Source organism: Pseudomonas fluorescens, from assembly GCF_902497745.1.
GTDB classification, from domain to species: domain Bacteria; phylum Pseudomonadota; class Gammaproteobacteria; order Pseudomonadales; family Pseudomonadaceae; genus Aquipseudomonas; species Aquipseudomonas fluorescens_BM.
Genome location: NZ_CABVHJ010000007.1, coordinates 281147 through 294866 on the forward strand (window position 1 = coordinate 281147; position 13720 = coordinate 294866).

Genomic DNA, 13720 nt, shown 5'->3' on the forward strand with positions numbered 1-13720 from the left:
AAGCGCGTTTCAGCGCTTGAACGCCTTCACTTCAGCTTCACGCAGGCGCGGGGCCAGCTTGTCGAGCACGCCGTTGACGAACTTGTGGCCGTCGGTCGAACCGAAGACTTTCGCCAGCTCGATACCTTCGTTGATCACCACGCGGTACGGCACGTCGACGCGCTTGAGCAATTCCCAGGTCGACAGGCGCAGAACGGCCAGTTCAACCGGGTCGAGCTCTTCGATCGCCAGGTCCAGGCAAGGCGTCAGGGCGTTGTCGATTTCGGTCTTGAACTGCGGAACCCCGTGGAGGATTTCGCGGAAGTAGGCACCGTCGACATCGGTGAAATCGTTATCAACGCGAAACTGCGCTTCGATCTCGTTCAGCGATTGCTTGGCCATGTGCCACTGGTACAGCGCCTGGGTCGCGAGCTGACGGGCTTCGCGACGCTTGACGCTTTTCGAGGGCTTGCCGGCATCCGCTGGTTTTGGATCGCGCGGGTTGAAACGATCGCTTTCGTCGCTAATCACTTGGCCTCCAACTGTGCCAGCAGGCTGACCATTTCCAGAGCGGACAGGGCAGCTTCGGCACCTTTGTTACCGGCCTTGGTGCCGGAACGTTCGATGGCTTGCTCGATGGAATCAACGGTCAGGACGCCGAAAGCGACCGGCACGCCGAACTCCATGGACACCTGGGCCAGGCCCTTGGTGCACTCGCCTGCCACGTATTCGAAGTGCGGAGTACCGCCACGAATGACCGCGCCGAGGGCGATGATGGCTGCGAATTCACCTTTCTGGGCGACTTTCTGCGCTACCAGCGGGATTTCGAAGGCGCCAGGTGCGCGGATGATGGTGATGTCGCTTTCGCTCACGCCGTGGCGAACCAGGGCATCAACTGCACCGCTGACCAGGCTTTCAACCACGAAGCTGTTGAACCGGCCCACTACCAAAGCGTAGCGGCCTTTAGGGGCGATGAAGGTACCTTCGATGGTCTTCAGGGTCATTCGTCAGTTCTCTTAAAGAGCCGGGACGCGTCTGCTACGCGTCCCTCAGTGATTTATTTGCCGCGAATCGGAGTCCGGAAACAACCGGTCATTATTCGGAGGGCACGTATTCTACAACTTCCAGATCGAAACCGGATATCGCATTAAATTTCATTGGCGCAGACATCAAGCGCATTTTGCGTACGCCGAGGTCACGCAGGATCTGCGAACCGGCACCGACAATGCTGTAGGTGGTCGGTTTTTTCGGCGCAGCCTGATCACCGGTTTCGCGGATGTGCGCCAGCAACACGTCGCCATCGAGCGGGTGACCGAGCAACAGCACCACACCGCTGCCCGCCTCGGCAACCGCCGCCATGGCGGCGCGCAGGCTCCAGCGGCCCGGTTGCTTGACCATCAGCAGGTCGCGCAGCGGGTCCATGTTGTGCACACGAACCAGCGTCGGTTCTTCAGCGCAAACAGTGCCCAGGGTCAGCGCCATGTGCACGTCGCCTTCCACCGAATCACGATAGGTCACCAGGTTGAATTGGCCCAGTTCGCTGTCCAGTGGCTGCTCGGCAATCCGCTGAACGGTACGTTCGTGGATCATGCGGTAGTGAATCAGGTCGGCAATGGTGCCGATCTTGATGTTGTGCTCAGCGGCGAAAGCTTCCAGCTCAGCGCGACGGGACATGGTGCCGTCGTCGTTCATCACTTCGCAGATCACACCGCTCGGTTCGAAACCGGCCATGCGCGCGAGGTCGCAAGCCGCTTCAGTGTGGCCGGCGCGAGCAAGGGTGCCGCCGGCCTGAGCCATCAACGGGAAGATGTGGCCCGGACTGACGATGTCTTCCGCCTTGGCGTCTTTGGCGGCAGCCGCTTGCACAGTGCGCGCACGGTCAGCGGCGGAGATGCCGGTGGTCACGCCTTCGGCGGCTTCGATCGACACAGTGAACTTGGTACCGAAACCGGAACCGTTGCGCGGCGCCATCAACGGCAGCTTCAACAGTTCGCAGCGTTCGCGGCTCATCGGCATGCAGATCAGGCCGCGGGCGTGCTTGGCCATGAAGTTGATGTGTTCGGCCTGGCAGCATTCGGCGGCCATGATCAGGTCGCCTTCGTTCTCGCGGTCTTCGTCATCCATGAGGATGACCATCTTGCCTTGGCGGATGTCTTCGACCAGTTCTTCGATGCTATTGAGCGCCACAAGGCACCCCCTTCAGTCAGGATTTGAGGTAGCCGTTGGCGGCCAGAAAGCTTTCGGTGATCGTGCCGCCGGATGCCGACTCTGCGGCCTTGTCGCCCAAAAGCAGACGCTCCAGATAACGCGCCAGCAAGTCGACTTCCAGATTCACCCGACGACCTGGCTTGTACGACGCCATGATGGTTTCGCTCAGGGTGTGCGGGATGATCGTCAGCATGAACTCGGCGCCATCGACTGCGTTCACGGTGAGGCTGGTGCCGTCGACGGTGATCGAGCCTTTATGGGCGATGTACTTGGCCAGTTCCTTCGGCGCGCGGATGCGAAATTCCACGGCGCGGGCATTGTCGCTGCGCGAGACGATTTCACCGACGCCGTCGACGTGGCCGCTGACCAGATGCCCGCCGAGACGGGTGGTCGGGGTCAGGGCTTTTTCCAGATTGACCGGGCTGCCGCTTTTCAGGTCATTCATGGCGGTGCAGTCGAGGGTTTCGCGGCTGACGTCGGCCGCGAAGCCGTCGCCCGGCAGCTCAACCGCCGTCAGGCAAACGCCGTTGACCGCGATGCTGTCGCCGAGTTTGACGTCGCTCAGGTCAAGCTTGCCGGTGGCGACGTGGACCCGCACATCACCGCCCTTTGGGGTCAGTGCGCGGATACTGCCGATGGATTCGATGATGCCGGTAAACATGGGGTTCTCCTTGAGAACTAAGCCAGCGCTAACGCAATGGCCGGGAATTATACGCTCGCCGCTTGAGCAGGGATGGCAGTGACTCGCCAGTCATCGCCCACCGCGCGAATTTCAGTGATTTTCAGCTCCGGCGCATCCTTCATATAAGCCAGTGGCCAGTCCAGCAGCGGACGCGCCGTGGAGCCGAGGAACTTGCCGGCGATGAAGATCACGAACTCGTCGACCAGACCGAGCTGAGCAAAAGCGCCGGCCAGACGCGGACCGGCCTCGATCAACACCTCGTTGACGCCACGGTTGGCCAGTTCGATCAGCAATTGATGCAGATCGACCTGACCGTCATCACCCGGCACGATCAGGCACTCGGGGCCGTGAGCGTATTGCTCTTCGATCGCGACGCAGGTGGCGACCAACGCCGGGCCGGCCTTGAAGAACGGCGCATCCAGCGGCACGCGCAGGCGGCCGTCGATCAGCACGCGCAGCGGCGGGCGACTCATGGCCAGCGCGGTTTGCTCACTGTCCAGACCGAGTTCGTCAGCACGAACAGTCAAGCGCGCGCCATCGGCCAGCACGGTGTCGGCGCCGGTCAGCACCACGGCGGCCTGAGCGCGCAGACGCTGGACTGCCGAACGAGCAGCGGGACCGGTGATCCATTGGCTCTCGCCGCTTTCCATCGCTGTGCGACCATCGAGGCTCATGGCCAACTTGACCCGCACGAACGGCAAGCCGTGCTCCATGCGCTTCAGAAAGCCTTGATTGAGCTTGCGCGCCTCAGCTTCGAGCACACCGCTTTCGGTGGCGATACCCGCGTCGGCCAGGCGCTGCAAACCACGTCCGGCGACTTGCGGATTGGGATCACGCATCGCTGCCACCACTCGAGCGACACCGGCATTCACCAGCGCATCGGCGCACGGCGGCGTACGGCCGTGGTGGCTGCACGGTTCGAGGGTCACATAAGCGGTCGCGCCCCGGGCCAGCTCACCGGCGGCGCGCAGGGCATGGACTTCGGCATGCGGTTCGCCGGCACGTTCATGCCAGCCTTCGCCGACAATCTGCCCGTCACGCACCACCACGCAGCCCACCCGAGGATTGGGGTGGGTGGTGTAGTGACCTTTGCGCGCCAGTTCCAGCGCGCGAGCCATGAAGTGGGCGTCGAGGATGGCCTGCTCGGCGGCAGTGGTCATTCTTTCACCGGTTCGCGGGCGAGGCGGTCGATTTCTTCGCGGAACTCGTTGAGGTCCTGGAAGCGCTTGTACACCGAAGCGAAACGGATGTAAGCGACTTCATCAAGCTTTTGCAGCTCGGCCATGACCAGTTCGCCGACCACGAGGGATTTGACCTCGCGCTCGCCGGTGGCGCGCAGCTTGTGCTTGATGTGGACCAGAGAGGATTCGAGGCGCTCGACGCTCACCGGACGTTTCTCCAGCGCGCGTTGCATGCCGGCGCGGAGTTTTTCTTCGTCGAACGGTTGGCGGCTGCCGTCGGTTTTGATCAGGCGCGGCAACACCAGTTCGGCCGTCTCGAACGTCGTGAAACGTTCGCCGCAGGCCAGGCATTCACGCCGGCGGCGCACCTGTTCGCCCTCGGCGACCAGACGCGAGTCGATGACCTTGGTGTCGTTGGCACCGCAGAAGGGACAGTGCATGGTGGCTGGCAACAAAAAAAGGGAGGGCCATGGTAGCGCATCCCGGTGGCAAGACAAGCCATAGGCTTTGCGGTATACAGAACGGCATGATCGTTTGATCCATGGATTTCATTTTGCCGGAGCATCCAATGCCGTTACGTCCGCTCGTTTTGCTCAGTCTTTTCAGCCTGCTGGTGGCCTGTGGCAGCGATGCACCCAAGCCCCAGCCGCCAACGCCGGGCCCTGCGCCGCAACAGGCGCAGAAAAAAGCCAAGGAAGCCGCCGAGCTTGGCCCGCTGCCGGCCTATCAACGCGAACTGAGCGGCACCCTGCAAGGCGTGCCGGCCGGTGCCGAAGTCGAACTGGCGCTGCTGGTGATCGATGAAAAGGATCGCCCGCAACAATTGCTCGCCAGTTCCAGCCTGATCGGCAACAACCAGATTCTGCCGTTCCGCCTGCGCTTCAACCCGGACGCCTTCCCCGCCGGTGCGCGGGTTGAACTGCGCGGGCGCGCCAGCCAGTCCGGTCAGTTGATCCTGCATCTGCCTTCGCAAACCATCAGCCAGCCGACCACTCAGGCGCTGGGCCAACTGCAGTTTGTCAAAGCACCATGAATGCACCGCTCGACCTGCAACGGGCGTTAGGTGAATTGCTCGGCGACGCCAGACTCAAGGTCTGTGCGTTGCCGGATACTGATTTACAGCTATGGCTGATCGATGGCGACAACATGGATCGCGAATTCAGTCAGGAAGAAATTCAACGAATTCTGCACGAGCCACCGTATTGGGGTTTCTGCTGGGCCAGTGGTCTGGCGGTGGCGCGGTATCTGGCGGAATTTCCCGAGTGGGTGCGCGGTAAACGTGTGCTGGATTTCGGCGCCGGTTCCGGGATCGCCGGGATCGCGGCGGTCAAGGCCGGCGCGCTGGAAGTCGTGGCATGCGATCTCGATCCACTGGCGATTGCCGCGTGCCGGGCGAATACCGAGCTCAATGATGTGCAGATGAGCTACTCGACAGATTTCTTTGCCGAGGCTGATCGGTTTGATCTGATTCTGGTGGCGGACGTGTTGTATGACCGGGCGAATCTGCCGTTGCTCGATGCGTTTTTAAGCCGTGGCCGCGAGGCGCTGGTGGCGGATTCGCGGGTTCGGGATTTTCGCCATCCGTTGTATCAGCGGATTGAAATGCTTGAGGCGATGACCTTGCCGGATCTGGCTGAGCCGGAAGAGTTCAGGCATGTCAGCCTTTACCACGCGCGGCGTGACTAAAAGTTTCGCGAGCAAGCTCGCTCCCACATTTGGAATGCGTTCCCCTGTGGGAGCGAGCCTGCTCGCGAAGGCGTCCTGCCGGACAACTCATCTCTGCCTTCCGGCCACACCCCGCCAAGCCGTATAGTTGCCCCATCCACGCTTTGACGAGATCCCCCATGAGTCAGCAAACGCCGTACATCTTCGACGCCACGACTGCCGATTTCGACCAGTCGGTGATCGAGGCTTCCTTCAACAAACCGGTGCTGGTGGATTTCTGGGCCGAATGGTGTGCGCCGTGCAAGGCGCTGATGCCGATGCTGCAAGGCATTGCCGAGAGCTATCAGGGCGAGTTGCTGCTGGCCAAGGTCAACTGCGACATCGAGCAGGACATCGTCGCCCGCTTCGGCATTCGCAGCCTGCCGACCGTAGTGCTGTTCAAGGACGGTCAACCGATCGACGGTTTTGCCGGTGCACAACCGGAATCCGCCGTGCGCGCCCTGCTTGAGCCGCATGTGCAGATGCCGCCGCCCGCTGACGCCGATCCGTTCGAGCAGGCTCAGGCGTTGTTCGATGACGGCCGTTACGCCGACGCCGAAGCGGCGCTGGTGGTGATGCTCAATGAAGACAACACCAATGCCAAAGCGCTGATCCTCTACGCGCGCTGCCTGACTGAACGCGGCGAGCTGGACGAAGCGCAAACCGTGCTGGATGCAGTCAAGAGCGACGAACACAACGCCGCACTGGCCGGGGCCAAGGCGCAGATCAAATTCCTTGGCCTGGCGCGTGATCTGCCGGATGCCGCTGACCTGAAAGCGCGTTTGGCGAAAGATCCGCTGGACGATGAAGCGGTGTATCAACTGGCGATCCAGCAACTCGCTCGCCAGCAATACGAAGCGGCGCTGGATGCACTCCTGAAACTGTTCATCCGCAACCGCAGCTACAGCGAAGGCTTGCCGCACAAGACCTTGCTGCAGGTGTTCGAGCTGCTGGGCAATGATCACCCGCTGGTGACGGTGTACCGCCGCAAGATGTTTGCTGCGCTTTATTAAATCAAAAGATCGCAGCCTTCGGCAGCTCCTACAGGGGTGTAATCCCATTCCAATGTAGGAGCTGCCGCAGGCTGCGATCTTTTGCGGTTCATTCGATCCAGCTGTAGAGCGGCGTATCCCCGCCGCTCACCACTTTCACGTCCGCACTGTGACGCAGGCGCACCAACAAGCGTTTGCCCGCCGCCGCGCTGCCGGTCAGGCCTTCCAGTTGATCAAGCAGATCCGGCCCACTGAGCTGTCCGGCCTTGCGCAACAGATCCTTGGCCAACTGCCACAAGGCATCGTCCTGATTCAGCGGTTTCGCCGCCGGGGCTGATGCGACCGCCTCAGATTGAGCAACCGGCGCCTGCCCATTCAGCGCTGAACCGAGCTTCGCCCAATCGCCGTCATCCAGTTCCACCGTCAAATCCACCGGCACATCGCCGACGGTTCCGCGTATCCGCAACATTGAGTTCGCTCCCGCACTTTTCTGACGTGCATGCTCCCACGGGACTTGTGCAACGCCAAGCGCACGGGCAAACTCTGCGCACTTTCGTTATAAGATTACATAACAAACTCTTCACTTTACTTCCCGGAGACCGCCATGCGTCGTCTGCTGCTCGCTTTGCCGTTTGCCCTGTTGCCGCTGGCTATCGCCCATGCTGCCGATGAGCACGATCACGACCATGAACACGGCAGCCTTGGCGCGCACGAACATGGCGTGGGTCGCCTGAACGCTGCGCTCGATGGCCAGACCCTGGAGCTTGAGCTGGAAAGCCCGGCGATGAACCTCGTCGGGTTCGAACACATCGCCACTTCGGATGCCGACAAAGCCAAAGTTGCCGCTGCCCGTGCGCAGCTGGAAAAACCGCTGGCCCTGTTCAGCCTGCCTGTTGCTGCCGGTTGCAAAGTGGTCAGCCAGGAACTGGAAAGCCCGCTGTTCGGCGACAAACCGGATGCCGATGATCACGACGACGATGAAGCGGACAAGGACGGGCACGAGCATCACCACGACCACAGCGAAATCCACGCGCACTATCAGTTCAACTGCGCCACACCGGGCGCGTTGAAGACGCTGGATCTGGCGAACGTCTTCAAGACCTTCCCGGCGACGCAGAAAATTCAGGTACAACTGATCAGCGCCAGCGGCCAGCAAGGTACTGAAGTGACGGCCAAGGCTGCCTCGCTGAAATTCTGATCACACCGAAAATCCCCTGTGATCCACCGCGATCCAATGTAGGAGCTGCCGAAGGCTGCGATCTTTTGATCTTGCTTTAAGAAGATCAGGATCAAAAGATCGCAGCCTTCGGCAGCTCCTACAGGGGTTCTGTCTACAACTTTGAAACTGGTGCCATGACCCAAGCACTCATCGAACTGTCCGACCTGGGCTTCAACTGGCCCGGTCACCCGCCGTTGCTGGACATCCCGGCGTTTCGTCTGGAAGCCGGCGAAACCCTGTTCCTCAAAGGCCCCAGCGGCAGCGGCAAGACCACCCTGCTCGGTCTGCTCGGCGGCGTGCAGAAACCCGTTCGCGGCAGCATTCGCCTGCTCGGCCAGGAGCTGACCGAACTCTCCGCCGGCGCTCGCGACACCTTCCGCGTCGATCACACCGGCTACATTTTCCAGCAGTTCAACTTGCTGCCGTTTCTCTCGGTCCGCGAGAACGTTGAGCTGCCGTGTCACTTTTCCAAACTGCGCGCCCAGCGAGCGAAACAGCGACATGGCAGTGTCGATCAAGCCGCCGCCACCCTGCTCGCCCACTTGGGTTTGAAGGATGAAAGCATCCTCAGTCGTCGTGCTGATTCACTGTCGATCGGCCAACAGCAACGGGTTGCCGCCGCACGCGCATTGATCGGCCAGCCAGAGTTGGTGATCGCCGACGAACCGACTTCGGCACTGGATTACGACGCCCGGGAAAACTTCATTCGCCTGCTGTTCGCCGAATGCCGCGAGGCCGGTTCCAGTCTGCTGTTCGTCAGCCACGACCAGAGCCTGGCGCCGCTGTTCGACCGTCATCTGTCCCTGGCCGAACTCAATCGCGCCGCCACGTCTGCCGAGGTCTGAGATGTATCTGTTTCGTTTGGCCATGGCCAGCCTGGCCAACCGCCGCTTTACTGCTCTGCTCACCGCATTTGCGATCGCTCTATCGGTTTGCTTGTTGCTCGCCGTTGAGCGGGTACGCACCGAGGCCAAAGCCAGTTTCGCCAGCACCATCAGCGGCACCGACCTGATCGTCGGCGCGCGCTCCGGCTCGGTAAACCTGCTGCTGTACTCGGTGTTCCGCATCGGCAATGCCACCAACAACATTCGCTGGGACAGCTTCGAACACTTCGCCAGCAACCCGAAAGTGAAGTGGGCGATCCCGATGTCCCTCGGCGACTCGCATCGTGGTTACCGGGTGATGGGCACCACTGAAGCGTATTTCGAGCATTACCAGTACGGTCGCCAGCAGCATCTGGAATTGGCCGACGGTCGTGCGTTTGCCACCGATCCTTTTGAAGTGGTGCTCGGTGCGGAAGTGGCCGGCGCGCTGCACTACAAGCTAGGCGACCAACTGGTGCTGGCCCACGGTGTGGCGGCAATCAGCCTGGTCAAACACGATGACAAACCGTTCACCGTGGTCGGCATTCTCAAGCGCACCGGCACCCCGGTCGATCGCACGCTGCACATCAGCCTCGGCGGCATGGAGGCGATTCACATCGACTGGCACAACGGTGTGCCCGCGCGAGGTAACGGCCGGATCACGGCGGATCAGGCCCGCAACATGGACCTGACGCCGCAAGCAATCACCGCGTTTATGCTCGGCCTCAACAGCAAAATCTCCACGTTTGCATTGCAACGCGAAATCAATGAATTCCGTGGCGAACCGATGCTGGCGATCCTGCCGGGCGTGGCCCTGCAGGAGTTGTGGAGCCTGATGAGCACCGCCGAAAAAGCGCTGTTCGTGGTCTCATTGTTCGTGGTGCTGACCGGGTTGATCGGCATGCTCACGGCAATCCTTACCAGCCTCAACGAACGTCGCCGCGAGATGGCGATTCTACGTTCGGTCGGTGCGCGGCCGTGGCACATCGCAAGTCTGCTGGTGCTCGAAGCTTTCGCACTGGCGCTGACCGGGGTGATCGCCGGGGTAGCGCTGCTGTACGTTGGCATCGCCGCTGCGCAGGGTTACGTGCAGGCCAATTACGGTTTGTATCTGCCGCTGGCATGGCCGAGCGAGTATGAATGGACGCTGCTCGGTGGCATTCTGGCGGCCGCGCTGCTGATGGGCAGCGTGCCGGCCTGGCGCGCTTATCGCCAATCCCTGGCCGATGGCCTGTCGATCCGTTTATGAGGATGTTCACCATGCCCCGCGCTGCACTCGCGCTGCTGTTGCTGATCGCCCTACCCGTGTGGGCAGCGGCGCCGAAAGACCTGACGTGGTCGGAAATGATTCCGCCGGACGCCGCGCCGGAAGTGCCGAACATGACCCCACTGCACGACCTGTCGAAGATGGGCGATGCGTTGTCTGCCGAGGCGGCGCCAGCGGCGAAGCAGGACATGCCGAATGCGCCGGTGGTGAAGTCGCTCGACGGGCAGAACATTCGTTTGCCGGGCTACATCGTGCCGCTGGAAGTCAACGAAGAAGGGCGCACCACAGACTTTTTGCTGGTGCCTTATTTCGGCGCCTGCATCCATGTGCCGCCACCGCCGTCGAACCAGATTGTGCATGTCAAAAGCGAGTTGGGCGTGAAGCTCGATGAGCTGTATCAGCCGTACTGGGTCGAAGGGCCGTTGCAGGTCAAGGCGTCGAGCAGCGAGCTGGCGGATGCCGGGTATCAGATGGATGCCGACAAGATCTATGTGTATGAGCTGCCGGAGTGAATCCCGGTAGTTCTGTATTGGCTGATCTATCGTCTTCGCGAGCAGGCTCGCTCCCACAGGTGATCACATTCCAGGGTGGGAGCGAGCCTGCTCGCGAAGAGGCCCTCAAGGTTCCACAGAAATCTGCCCCTTCACTGTTTCATTGAGCTGAGTCAAAAGACCGTATCAGTTGGCTTCGTACCATAGGACATCAGACATTTCTAACGTCCTTTCGGAGCCCCCATGAACAAGTCCTTGCTCAGCGCTTCGCTGTTTGCCCTTGCGCTCGCAGCCCCGCTCGCCCACGCCCACGAAGCCGGTGACATCCTCATCCGCGCCGGTGCGATCACCGTCAACCCGAAGGCCGACAGCTCCAGCGTCAAGGTCGATCAGGGTCCGTTGAGCGGCACCAATCTGGGCGGCAAGGCGACCATGAGCAGCGACACCCAACTGGGTCTGAACTTCGCCTACATGCTCACCGATCACGTCGGCCTCGAGTTGCTCGCGGCCACGCCGTTCGAGCATGACGTCAAGCTCAAGGGCACTGCCCTGCCAGCGGCCAATGGCAAGCTCGGCACCCTGAAACACCTGCCGCCAACTCTCAGCGTTGTCTACTACCCGCTGGATTCGAAGTCGCCGTTCCAGCCTTACGTCGGCGGTGGCATCAACTACACCTGGATCTATGACGAACACGTCGGCAGCGAAGCCAGCGCCAACGGTTTCAGCAACTTCAAGGCGAAAAACTCATGGGGTCTGGCCTGGCAGGTCGGTGCCGACTACATGCTGACCGATAACATCATGCTCAACGCCCAAGTGCGTTACATCGACATCGACACCCGCGCCACCGTCGAGAACAACGCCGTTGCACCGGGCACTCGCGCACGGGTCAACGTCGACGTCGATCCGTTCATCTACATGGTTGGTTTGGGCTATAAGTTCTAAGTCGAGTTACCGAACGTTCACGTGGTGGTGAATGAGGCTTGGTGGTGAGCAGGCATAGAACTGACGGCGACCGTACGCAGTTGATCGGGGGATAACATCCCCTCGCCACAGGAATAGCGACATATTCCGGCCGTGAAAAAGGCGCCTGTCAAAGGGCGCCTTTTTCATGTTTGCCGCAATTGTGTAGCGTGAGTTGATCATCCCCCTCACCCCAGCCCTCTCCCTCAGGGAGAGGGGGAAAGGGAGCCGATTTGGGTGCCTTTCAAACCTGAGTTCGACTCGGTATTTCACGTCGGTGTAACTCGAAAGAACACCTCGGTCAGTCCCCTCTCCCTCTGGGAGAGGGCTAGGGTGAGGGGATTTTCAGGAGCGACCGAGCAACCGCGCCAGCCCCACACTCATCGCCGTCTGCTGCGGCAGCTTGAAGCGCTCCAGCAAACGAGCGTTGTTCGCCCGCGAATGCCGGATGTCGCCGGAACGCGCCGGGCCGTAGCTGACGGGCGGCAGCTCACCGACTACCGCTTGCAGTGCTTCAAGCATCTGCTTGAGGCTCATCGACTGATTCCAGCCGACGTTCACCGCACCGACCTCCACCTCAGGCTTTTCGATCGCCTGCACCAGCAGATCGACCAGATCTTCGACATAAAGGAAATCACGCGTCTGTTCACCATCGCCGAACACGGTAATCGGCAAGCCTTTCTGCGCGCGTTCGCTGAAGATGCTGATCACCCCGGAATACGGCGAGGACGGATCCTGACGCGGGCCAAAAATGTTGAAGAAGCGGAAAATCACTGGCTCCAGCGCATGCTGGCGACGATAGAAATCGAAATAATGCTCGCCCGCCAACTTGTCCGCGGCGTAAGGCGTCAGTGGCGCTTTGGGCGTGTCCTCATCAATCGACTCGCCCTCTCCGTTGTTGCCGTACACCGCCGCACTGGAGGCATACACCACGCGCTTGACGCCGGCCAGACGCATGGCTTCGCAGACGTTCAGCGTGCCGATGAAGTTGCTCTGGTGAGTCTTCACCGGATCGTCCACCGACGCCTGCACCGACGCCACAGCCGCCAGGTGAGCGACCGCGCTGCAGCCGTGCATGGCCTTGGCCACCAGCGCCGCATCAGCGACGTCACCAACAATCAGTTCAACCTTCGGATTGTCCAGCGGCAGGTTGCTGCGTTTGCCAGTCGACAAGTCGTCGAGGATGCGCACCGAATGCCCGGCAGCGAGCAACGCATCGGTCAGGTGCGAGCCAATGAAACCGGCTCCCCCGGTGATTAATACAGTCCCTTTAGCCATGACGGTAGAACCTGTCCAGTAAGCCCGGGAGTGCAGCACGCCAGGCGCGCGGCTTGATCCCGAAAGTGTGCAGAATTTTCTTGCAGGCCAGCACCGCGTGTTGCGGTTCCTCGGCAGCGTCCGGCCGCGCGGCGTGGGCCTGGGCGGTCGGTGCTTCGATAGCCAGCGCATGCAGGCTGCGTGCTTCGGTCAGAATCGCTTGCCCCAGCGCCAGCGGCGTGGTCGCTTCGTGGCCTGCGTAATGGTAAGTGCCCCACAGCGGCGCGGCGCAATCAAGTTGTTTGAGCACCGAAATGATCACTCGCGCGGCATCATCGACCGGCGTCGGATTGCCACGACGGTCATCGGCCAGGAGCAATTCTTCAGGTTGTTCGGCGCGGGCGAGAAAACGTCCGAGGGTGCCGTCCGGGCTGTCATCGAGCAGCCAGCCGAAACGCAGCAGGACATGTTGCGGGCAAGTGGCGCGAACGCTTTGTTCGATGCGCCACAACGCTTGACCGCGCAAGCCCAGTGGCACCGGTTCGTCTTTTTCGCTGTACGCCGTGGCGCGCGAACCATCGAACACTCGATAACTGGAGGGCTGCACAAGGACGATGTTGTGGTGCTGGCACAGTTCGGCCAGACGCTCAACCGCGCGTTCCTGCCCGGCCATGCGGCTTTCGCTGACGGTTTCGGCCTGGAACCAGTCGAAATAGTAGGCGAGGTTGATCAATGCATCGGGACGGGTGTCGTCGAGCAATTGGGTCAGGCTCGCGGCATCCCAGCCGTTTTCGGGCGGGCGGGGGGCGAGGAAACCGATGTCTTCCTCCGCACCGAGGCGAATCAGCGCCTGCCCAAGGGCATTTCCGCCGCCCAGTAACATAAGGCGCATTCGCATAGAGTCAGCAGGCCCAGTC

17 protein-coding genes are annotated in these 13720 nt (G+C 61.2%); 8 read left to right on the forward strand and 9 right to left on the reverse strand.

The features are described 5' to 3' along the window. Positions 1 to 9 precede the first annotated feature (9 nt). The 6 genes from nusB to nrdR all read right to left on the reverse strand — a co-directional run bounded on the left by nusB (position 10) and on the right by nrdR (position 4490). A complete protein-coding gene (nusB, locus tag F8N44_RS13715; protein ID WP_123448286.1) occupies positions 10 to 510 on the reverse strand; it encodes a transcription antitermination factor NusB in 501 nt (166 codons plus the stop codon). After that, positions 507 to 983, reverse strand: coding sequence for a 6,7-dimethyl-8-ribityllumazine synthase (gene ribE / locus F8N44_RS13720; RefSeq protein ID WP_003228649.1), 477 nt, complete (start codon positions 981 to 983; stop codon positions 507 to 509). The genes nusB and ribE overlap by 4 nt, the downstream gene beginning before the upstream one ends. A 91-nt stretch (positions 984 to 1074) precedes the next feature. Continuing rightward, a complete protein-coding gene (gene ribBA, locus F8N44_RS13725; RefSeq protein WP_034153727.1) occupies positions 1075 to 2166 on the reverse strand; it encodes a bifunctional 3,4-dihydroxy-2-butanone-4-phosphate synthase/GTP cyclohydrolase II in 1092 nt (363 codons plus the stop codon). 16 nt (positions 2167 to 2182) lie between these two features. Beyond that, positions 2183 to 2848 carry a riboflavin synthase gene (locus F8N44_RS13730; protein WP_127929943.1) on the reverse strand — a complete coding sequence of 222 codons (666 nt, stop codon included), beginning with the start codon at positions 2846 to 2848 and terminating at the stop codon, positions 2183 to 2185. Between the two features lie 47 nt (positions 2849 to 2895). Then, on the reverse strand, positions 2896 to 4029 hold the full coding sequence (gene ribD, locus F8N44_RS13735) for a bifunctional diaminohydroxyphosphoribosylaminopyrimidine deaminase/5-amino-6-(5-phosphoribosylamino)uracil reductase RibD (RefSeq protein ID WP_150650659.1): 1134 nt from the start codon (positions 4027 to 4029) through the stop codon (positions 2896 to 2898). Continuing rightward, complete coding sequence (gene nrdR, locus F8N44_RS13740; RefSeq protein WP_007910946.1) at positions 4026 to 4490, reverse strand: transcriptional regulator NrdR; 465 nt, start codon at positions 4488 to 4490, stop codon at positions 4026 to 4028. Before nrdR ends, ribD begins: the two co-directional genes overlap by 4 nt. Positions 4491 to 4618: 128 nt before the next feature. Here nrdR and F8N44_RS13745 point away from each other — a divergent pair, with 128 nt between their 5' ends. The 3 genes from F8N44_RS13745 (at position 4619) to trxA (ending at position 6767) form a co-directional block, all read left to right on the forward strand. Beyond that, a complete protein-coding gene (locus F8N44_RS13745) occupies positions 4619 to 5083 on the forward strand; it encodes a YbaY family lipoprotein (protein WP_053124259.1) in 465 nt (154 codons plus the stop codon). Further along, positions 5080 to 5736: a class I SAM-dependent methyltransferase gene (locus F8N44_RS13750; protein WP_150650660.1), complete on the forward strand. Its 657-nt coding sequence runs from the start codon at positions 5080 to 5082 to the stop codon at positions 5734 to 5736. Before F8N44_RS13745 ends, F8N44_RS13750 begins: the two co-directional genes overlap by 4 nt. A gap of 158 nt (positions 5737 to 5894) precedes the next feature. Beyond that, positions 5895 to 6767, forward strand: a complete 873-nt coding sequence (gene trxA / locus F8N44_RS13755) for a thioredoxin (RefSeq protein ID WP_150650661.1) — start codon at positions 5895 to 5897, stop codon at positions 6765 to 6767. An 88-nt stretch (positions 6768 to 6855) separates the two neighbouring features. On the opposite strand, the gene F8N44_RS13760 is transcribed toward trxA, so the two are convergent. Continuing rightward, entirely contained in the window at positions 6856 to 7215 is a 360-nt protein-coding gene (locus F8N44_RS13760; protein ID WP_150650662.1) for a hypothetical protein, read from the reverse strand. Positions 7216 to 7350: 135 nt separating this feature from the next. Between F8N44_RS13760 and F8N44_RS13765 the strand changes: the two genes are divergently transcribed. From F8N44_RS13765 to F8N44_RS13785, 5 genes are all read left to right on the forward strand, one after another. Continuing rightward, a complete protein-coding gene (locus F8N44_RS13765) occupies positions 7351 to 7944 on the forward strand; it encodes a DUF2796 domain-containing protein (protein ID WP_150650663.1) in 594 nt (197 codons plus the stop codon). Between the two features lie 155 nt (positions 7945 to 8099). Then, complete coding sequence (locus F8N44_RS13770; RefSeq protein ID WP_150650664.1) at positions 8100 to 8810, forward strand: ABC transporter ATP-binding protein; 711 nt, start codon at positions 8100 to 8102, stop codon at positions 8808 to 8810. A gap of 1 nt (position 8811) precedes the next feature. Further along, positions 8812 to 10077, forward strand: a complete 1266-nt coding sequence (locus tag F8N44_RS13775) for an ABC transporter permease (RefSeq protein ID WP_150650665.1) — start codon at positions 8812 to 8814, stop codon at positions 10075 to 10077. 11 nt (positions 10078 to 10088) lie between these two features. Next, positions 10089 to 10607, forward strand: coding sequence for a DUF3299 domain-containing protein (locus F8N44_RS13780; RefSeq protein ID WP_150650666.1), 519 nt, complete (start codon positions 10089 to 10091; stop codon positions 10605 to 10607). Between the two features lie 222 nt (positions 10608 to 10829). After that, entirely contained in the window at positions 10830 to 11528 is a 699-nt protein-coding gene (locus tag F8N44_RS13785; RefSeq protein WP_007910962.1) for an OmpW/AlkL family protein, read from the forward strand. 363 nt (positions 11529 to 11891) lie between these two features. Here F8N44_RS13785 and F8N44_RS13790 read toward each other — a convergent pair whose 3' ends face one another. After that, complete coding sequence (locus F8N44_RS13790; protein ID WP_150650667.1) at positions 11892 to 12824, reverse strand: NAD-dependent epimerase/dehydratase family protein; 933 nt, start codon at positions 12822 to 12824, stop codon at positions 11892 to 11894. After that, the gene (locus F8N44_RS13795) at positions 12817 to 13701 is read right to left on the reverse strand and encodes a sugar nucleotide-binding protein (RefSeq protein WP_150650668.1); all 885 of its coding nucleotides are present in this window, start codon (positions 13699 to 13701) and stop codon (positions 12817 to 12819) included. The genes F8N44_RS13790 and F8N44_RS13795 overlap by 8 nt, the downstream gene beginning before the upstream one ends. Positions 13702 to 13720 lie beyond the last annotated feature (19 nt).

Excerpts from the sequence above, each read along its gene's own strand:
- ribE (WP_003228649.1), bottom strand. The coding sequence starts at position 983 with ATGACCCTGAAGACCATCGAAGGTACCTTCATCGCCCCTAAAGGCCGC.
- F8N44_RS13730 (WP_127929943.1), bottom strand. The coding sequence starts at position 2,848 with ATGTTTACCGGCATCATCGAATCCATCGGCAGTATCCGCGCACTGACC.
- ribD (WP_150650659.1), bottom strand. The coding sequence starts at position 4,029 with ATGACCACTGCCGCCGAGCAGGCCATCCTCGACGCCCACTTCATGGCT.
- nrdR (WP_007910946.1), bottom strand. The coding sequence starts at position 4,490 with ATGCACTGTCCCTTCTGCGGTGCCAACGACACCAAGGTCATCGACTCG.
- F8N44_RS13745 (WP_053124259.1), top strand. The coding sequence starts at position 4,619 with ATGCCGTTACGTCCGCTCGTTTTGCTCAGTCTTTTCAGCCTGCTGGTG.
- F8N44_RS13750 (WP_150650660.1), top strand. The coding sequence starts at position 5,080 with ATGAATGCACCGCTCGACCTGCAACGGGCGTTAGGTGAATTGCTCGGC.
- trxA (WP_150650661.1), top strand. The coding sequence starts at position 5,895 with ATGAGTCAGCAAACGCCGTACATCTTCGACGCCACGACTGCCGATTTC.
- F8N44_RS13760 (WP_150650662.1), bottom strand. The coding sequence starts at position 7,215 with ATGTTGCGGATACGCGGAACCGTCGGCGATGTGCCGGTGGATTTGACG.
- F8N44_RS13765 (WP_150650663.1), top strand. The coding sequence starts at position 7,351 with ATGCGTCGTCTGCTGCTCGCTTTGCCGTTTGCCCTGTTGCCGCTGGCT.
- F8N44_RS13770 (WP_150650664.1), top strand. The coding sequence starts at position 8,100 with ATGACCCAAGCACTCATCGAACTGTCCGACCTGGGCTTCAACTGGCCC.
- F8N44_RS13775 (WP_150650665.1), top strand. The coding sequence starts at position 8,812 with ATGTATCTGTTTCGTTTGGCCATGGCCAGCCTGGCCAACCGCCGCTTT.
- F8N44_RS13780 (WP_150650666.1), top strand. The coding sequence starts at position 10,089 with ATGCCCCGCGCTGCACTCGCGCTGCTGTTGCTGATCGCCCTACCCGTG.
- F8N44_RS13785 (WP_007910962.1), top strand. The coding sequence starts at position 10,830 with ATGAACAAGTCCTTGCTCAGCGCTTCGCTGTTTGCCCTTGCGCTCGCA.
- F8N44_RS13790 (WP_150650667.1), bottom strand. The coding sequence starts at position 12,824 with ATGGCTAAAGGGACTGTATTAATCACCGGGGGAGCCGGTTTCATTGGC.
- F8N44_RS13795 (WP_150650668.1), bottom strand. The coding sequence starts at position 13,701 with ATGCGAATGCGCCTTATGTTACTGGGCGGCGGAAATGCCCTTGGGCAG.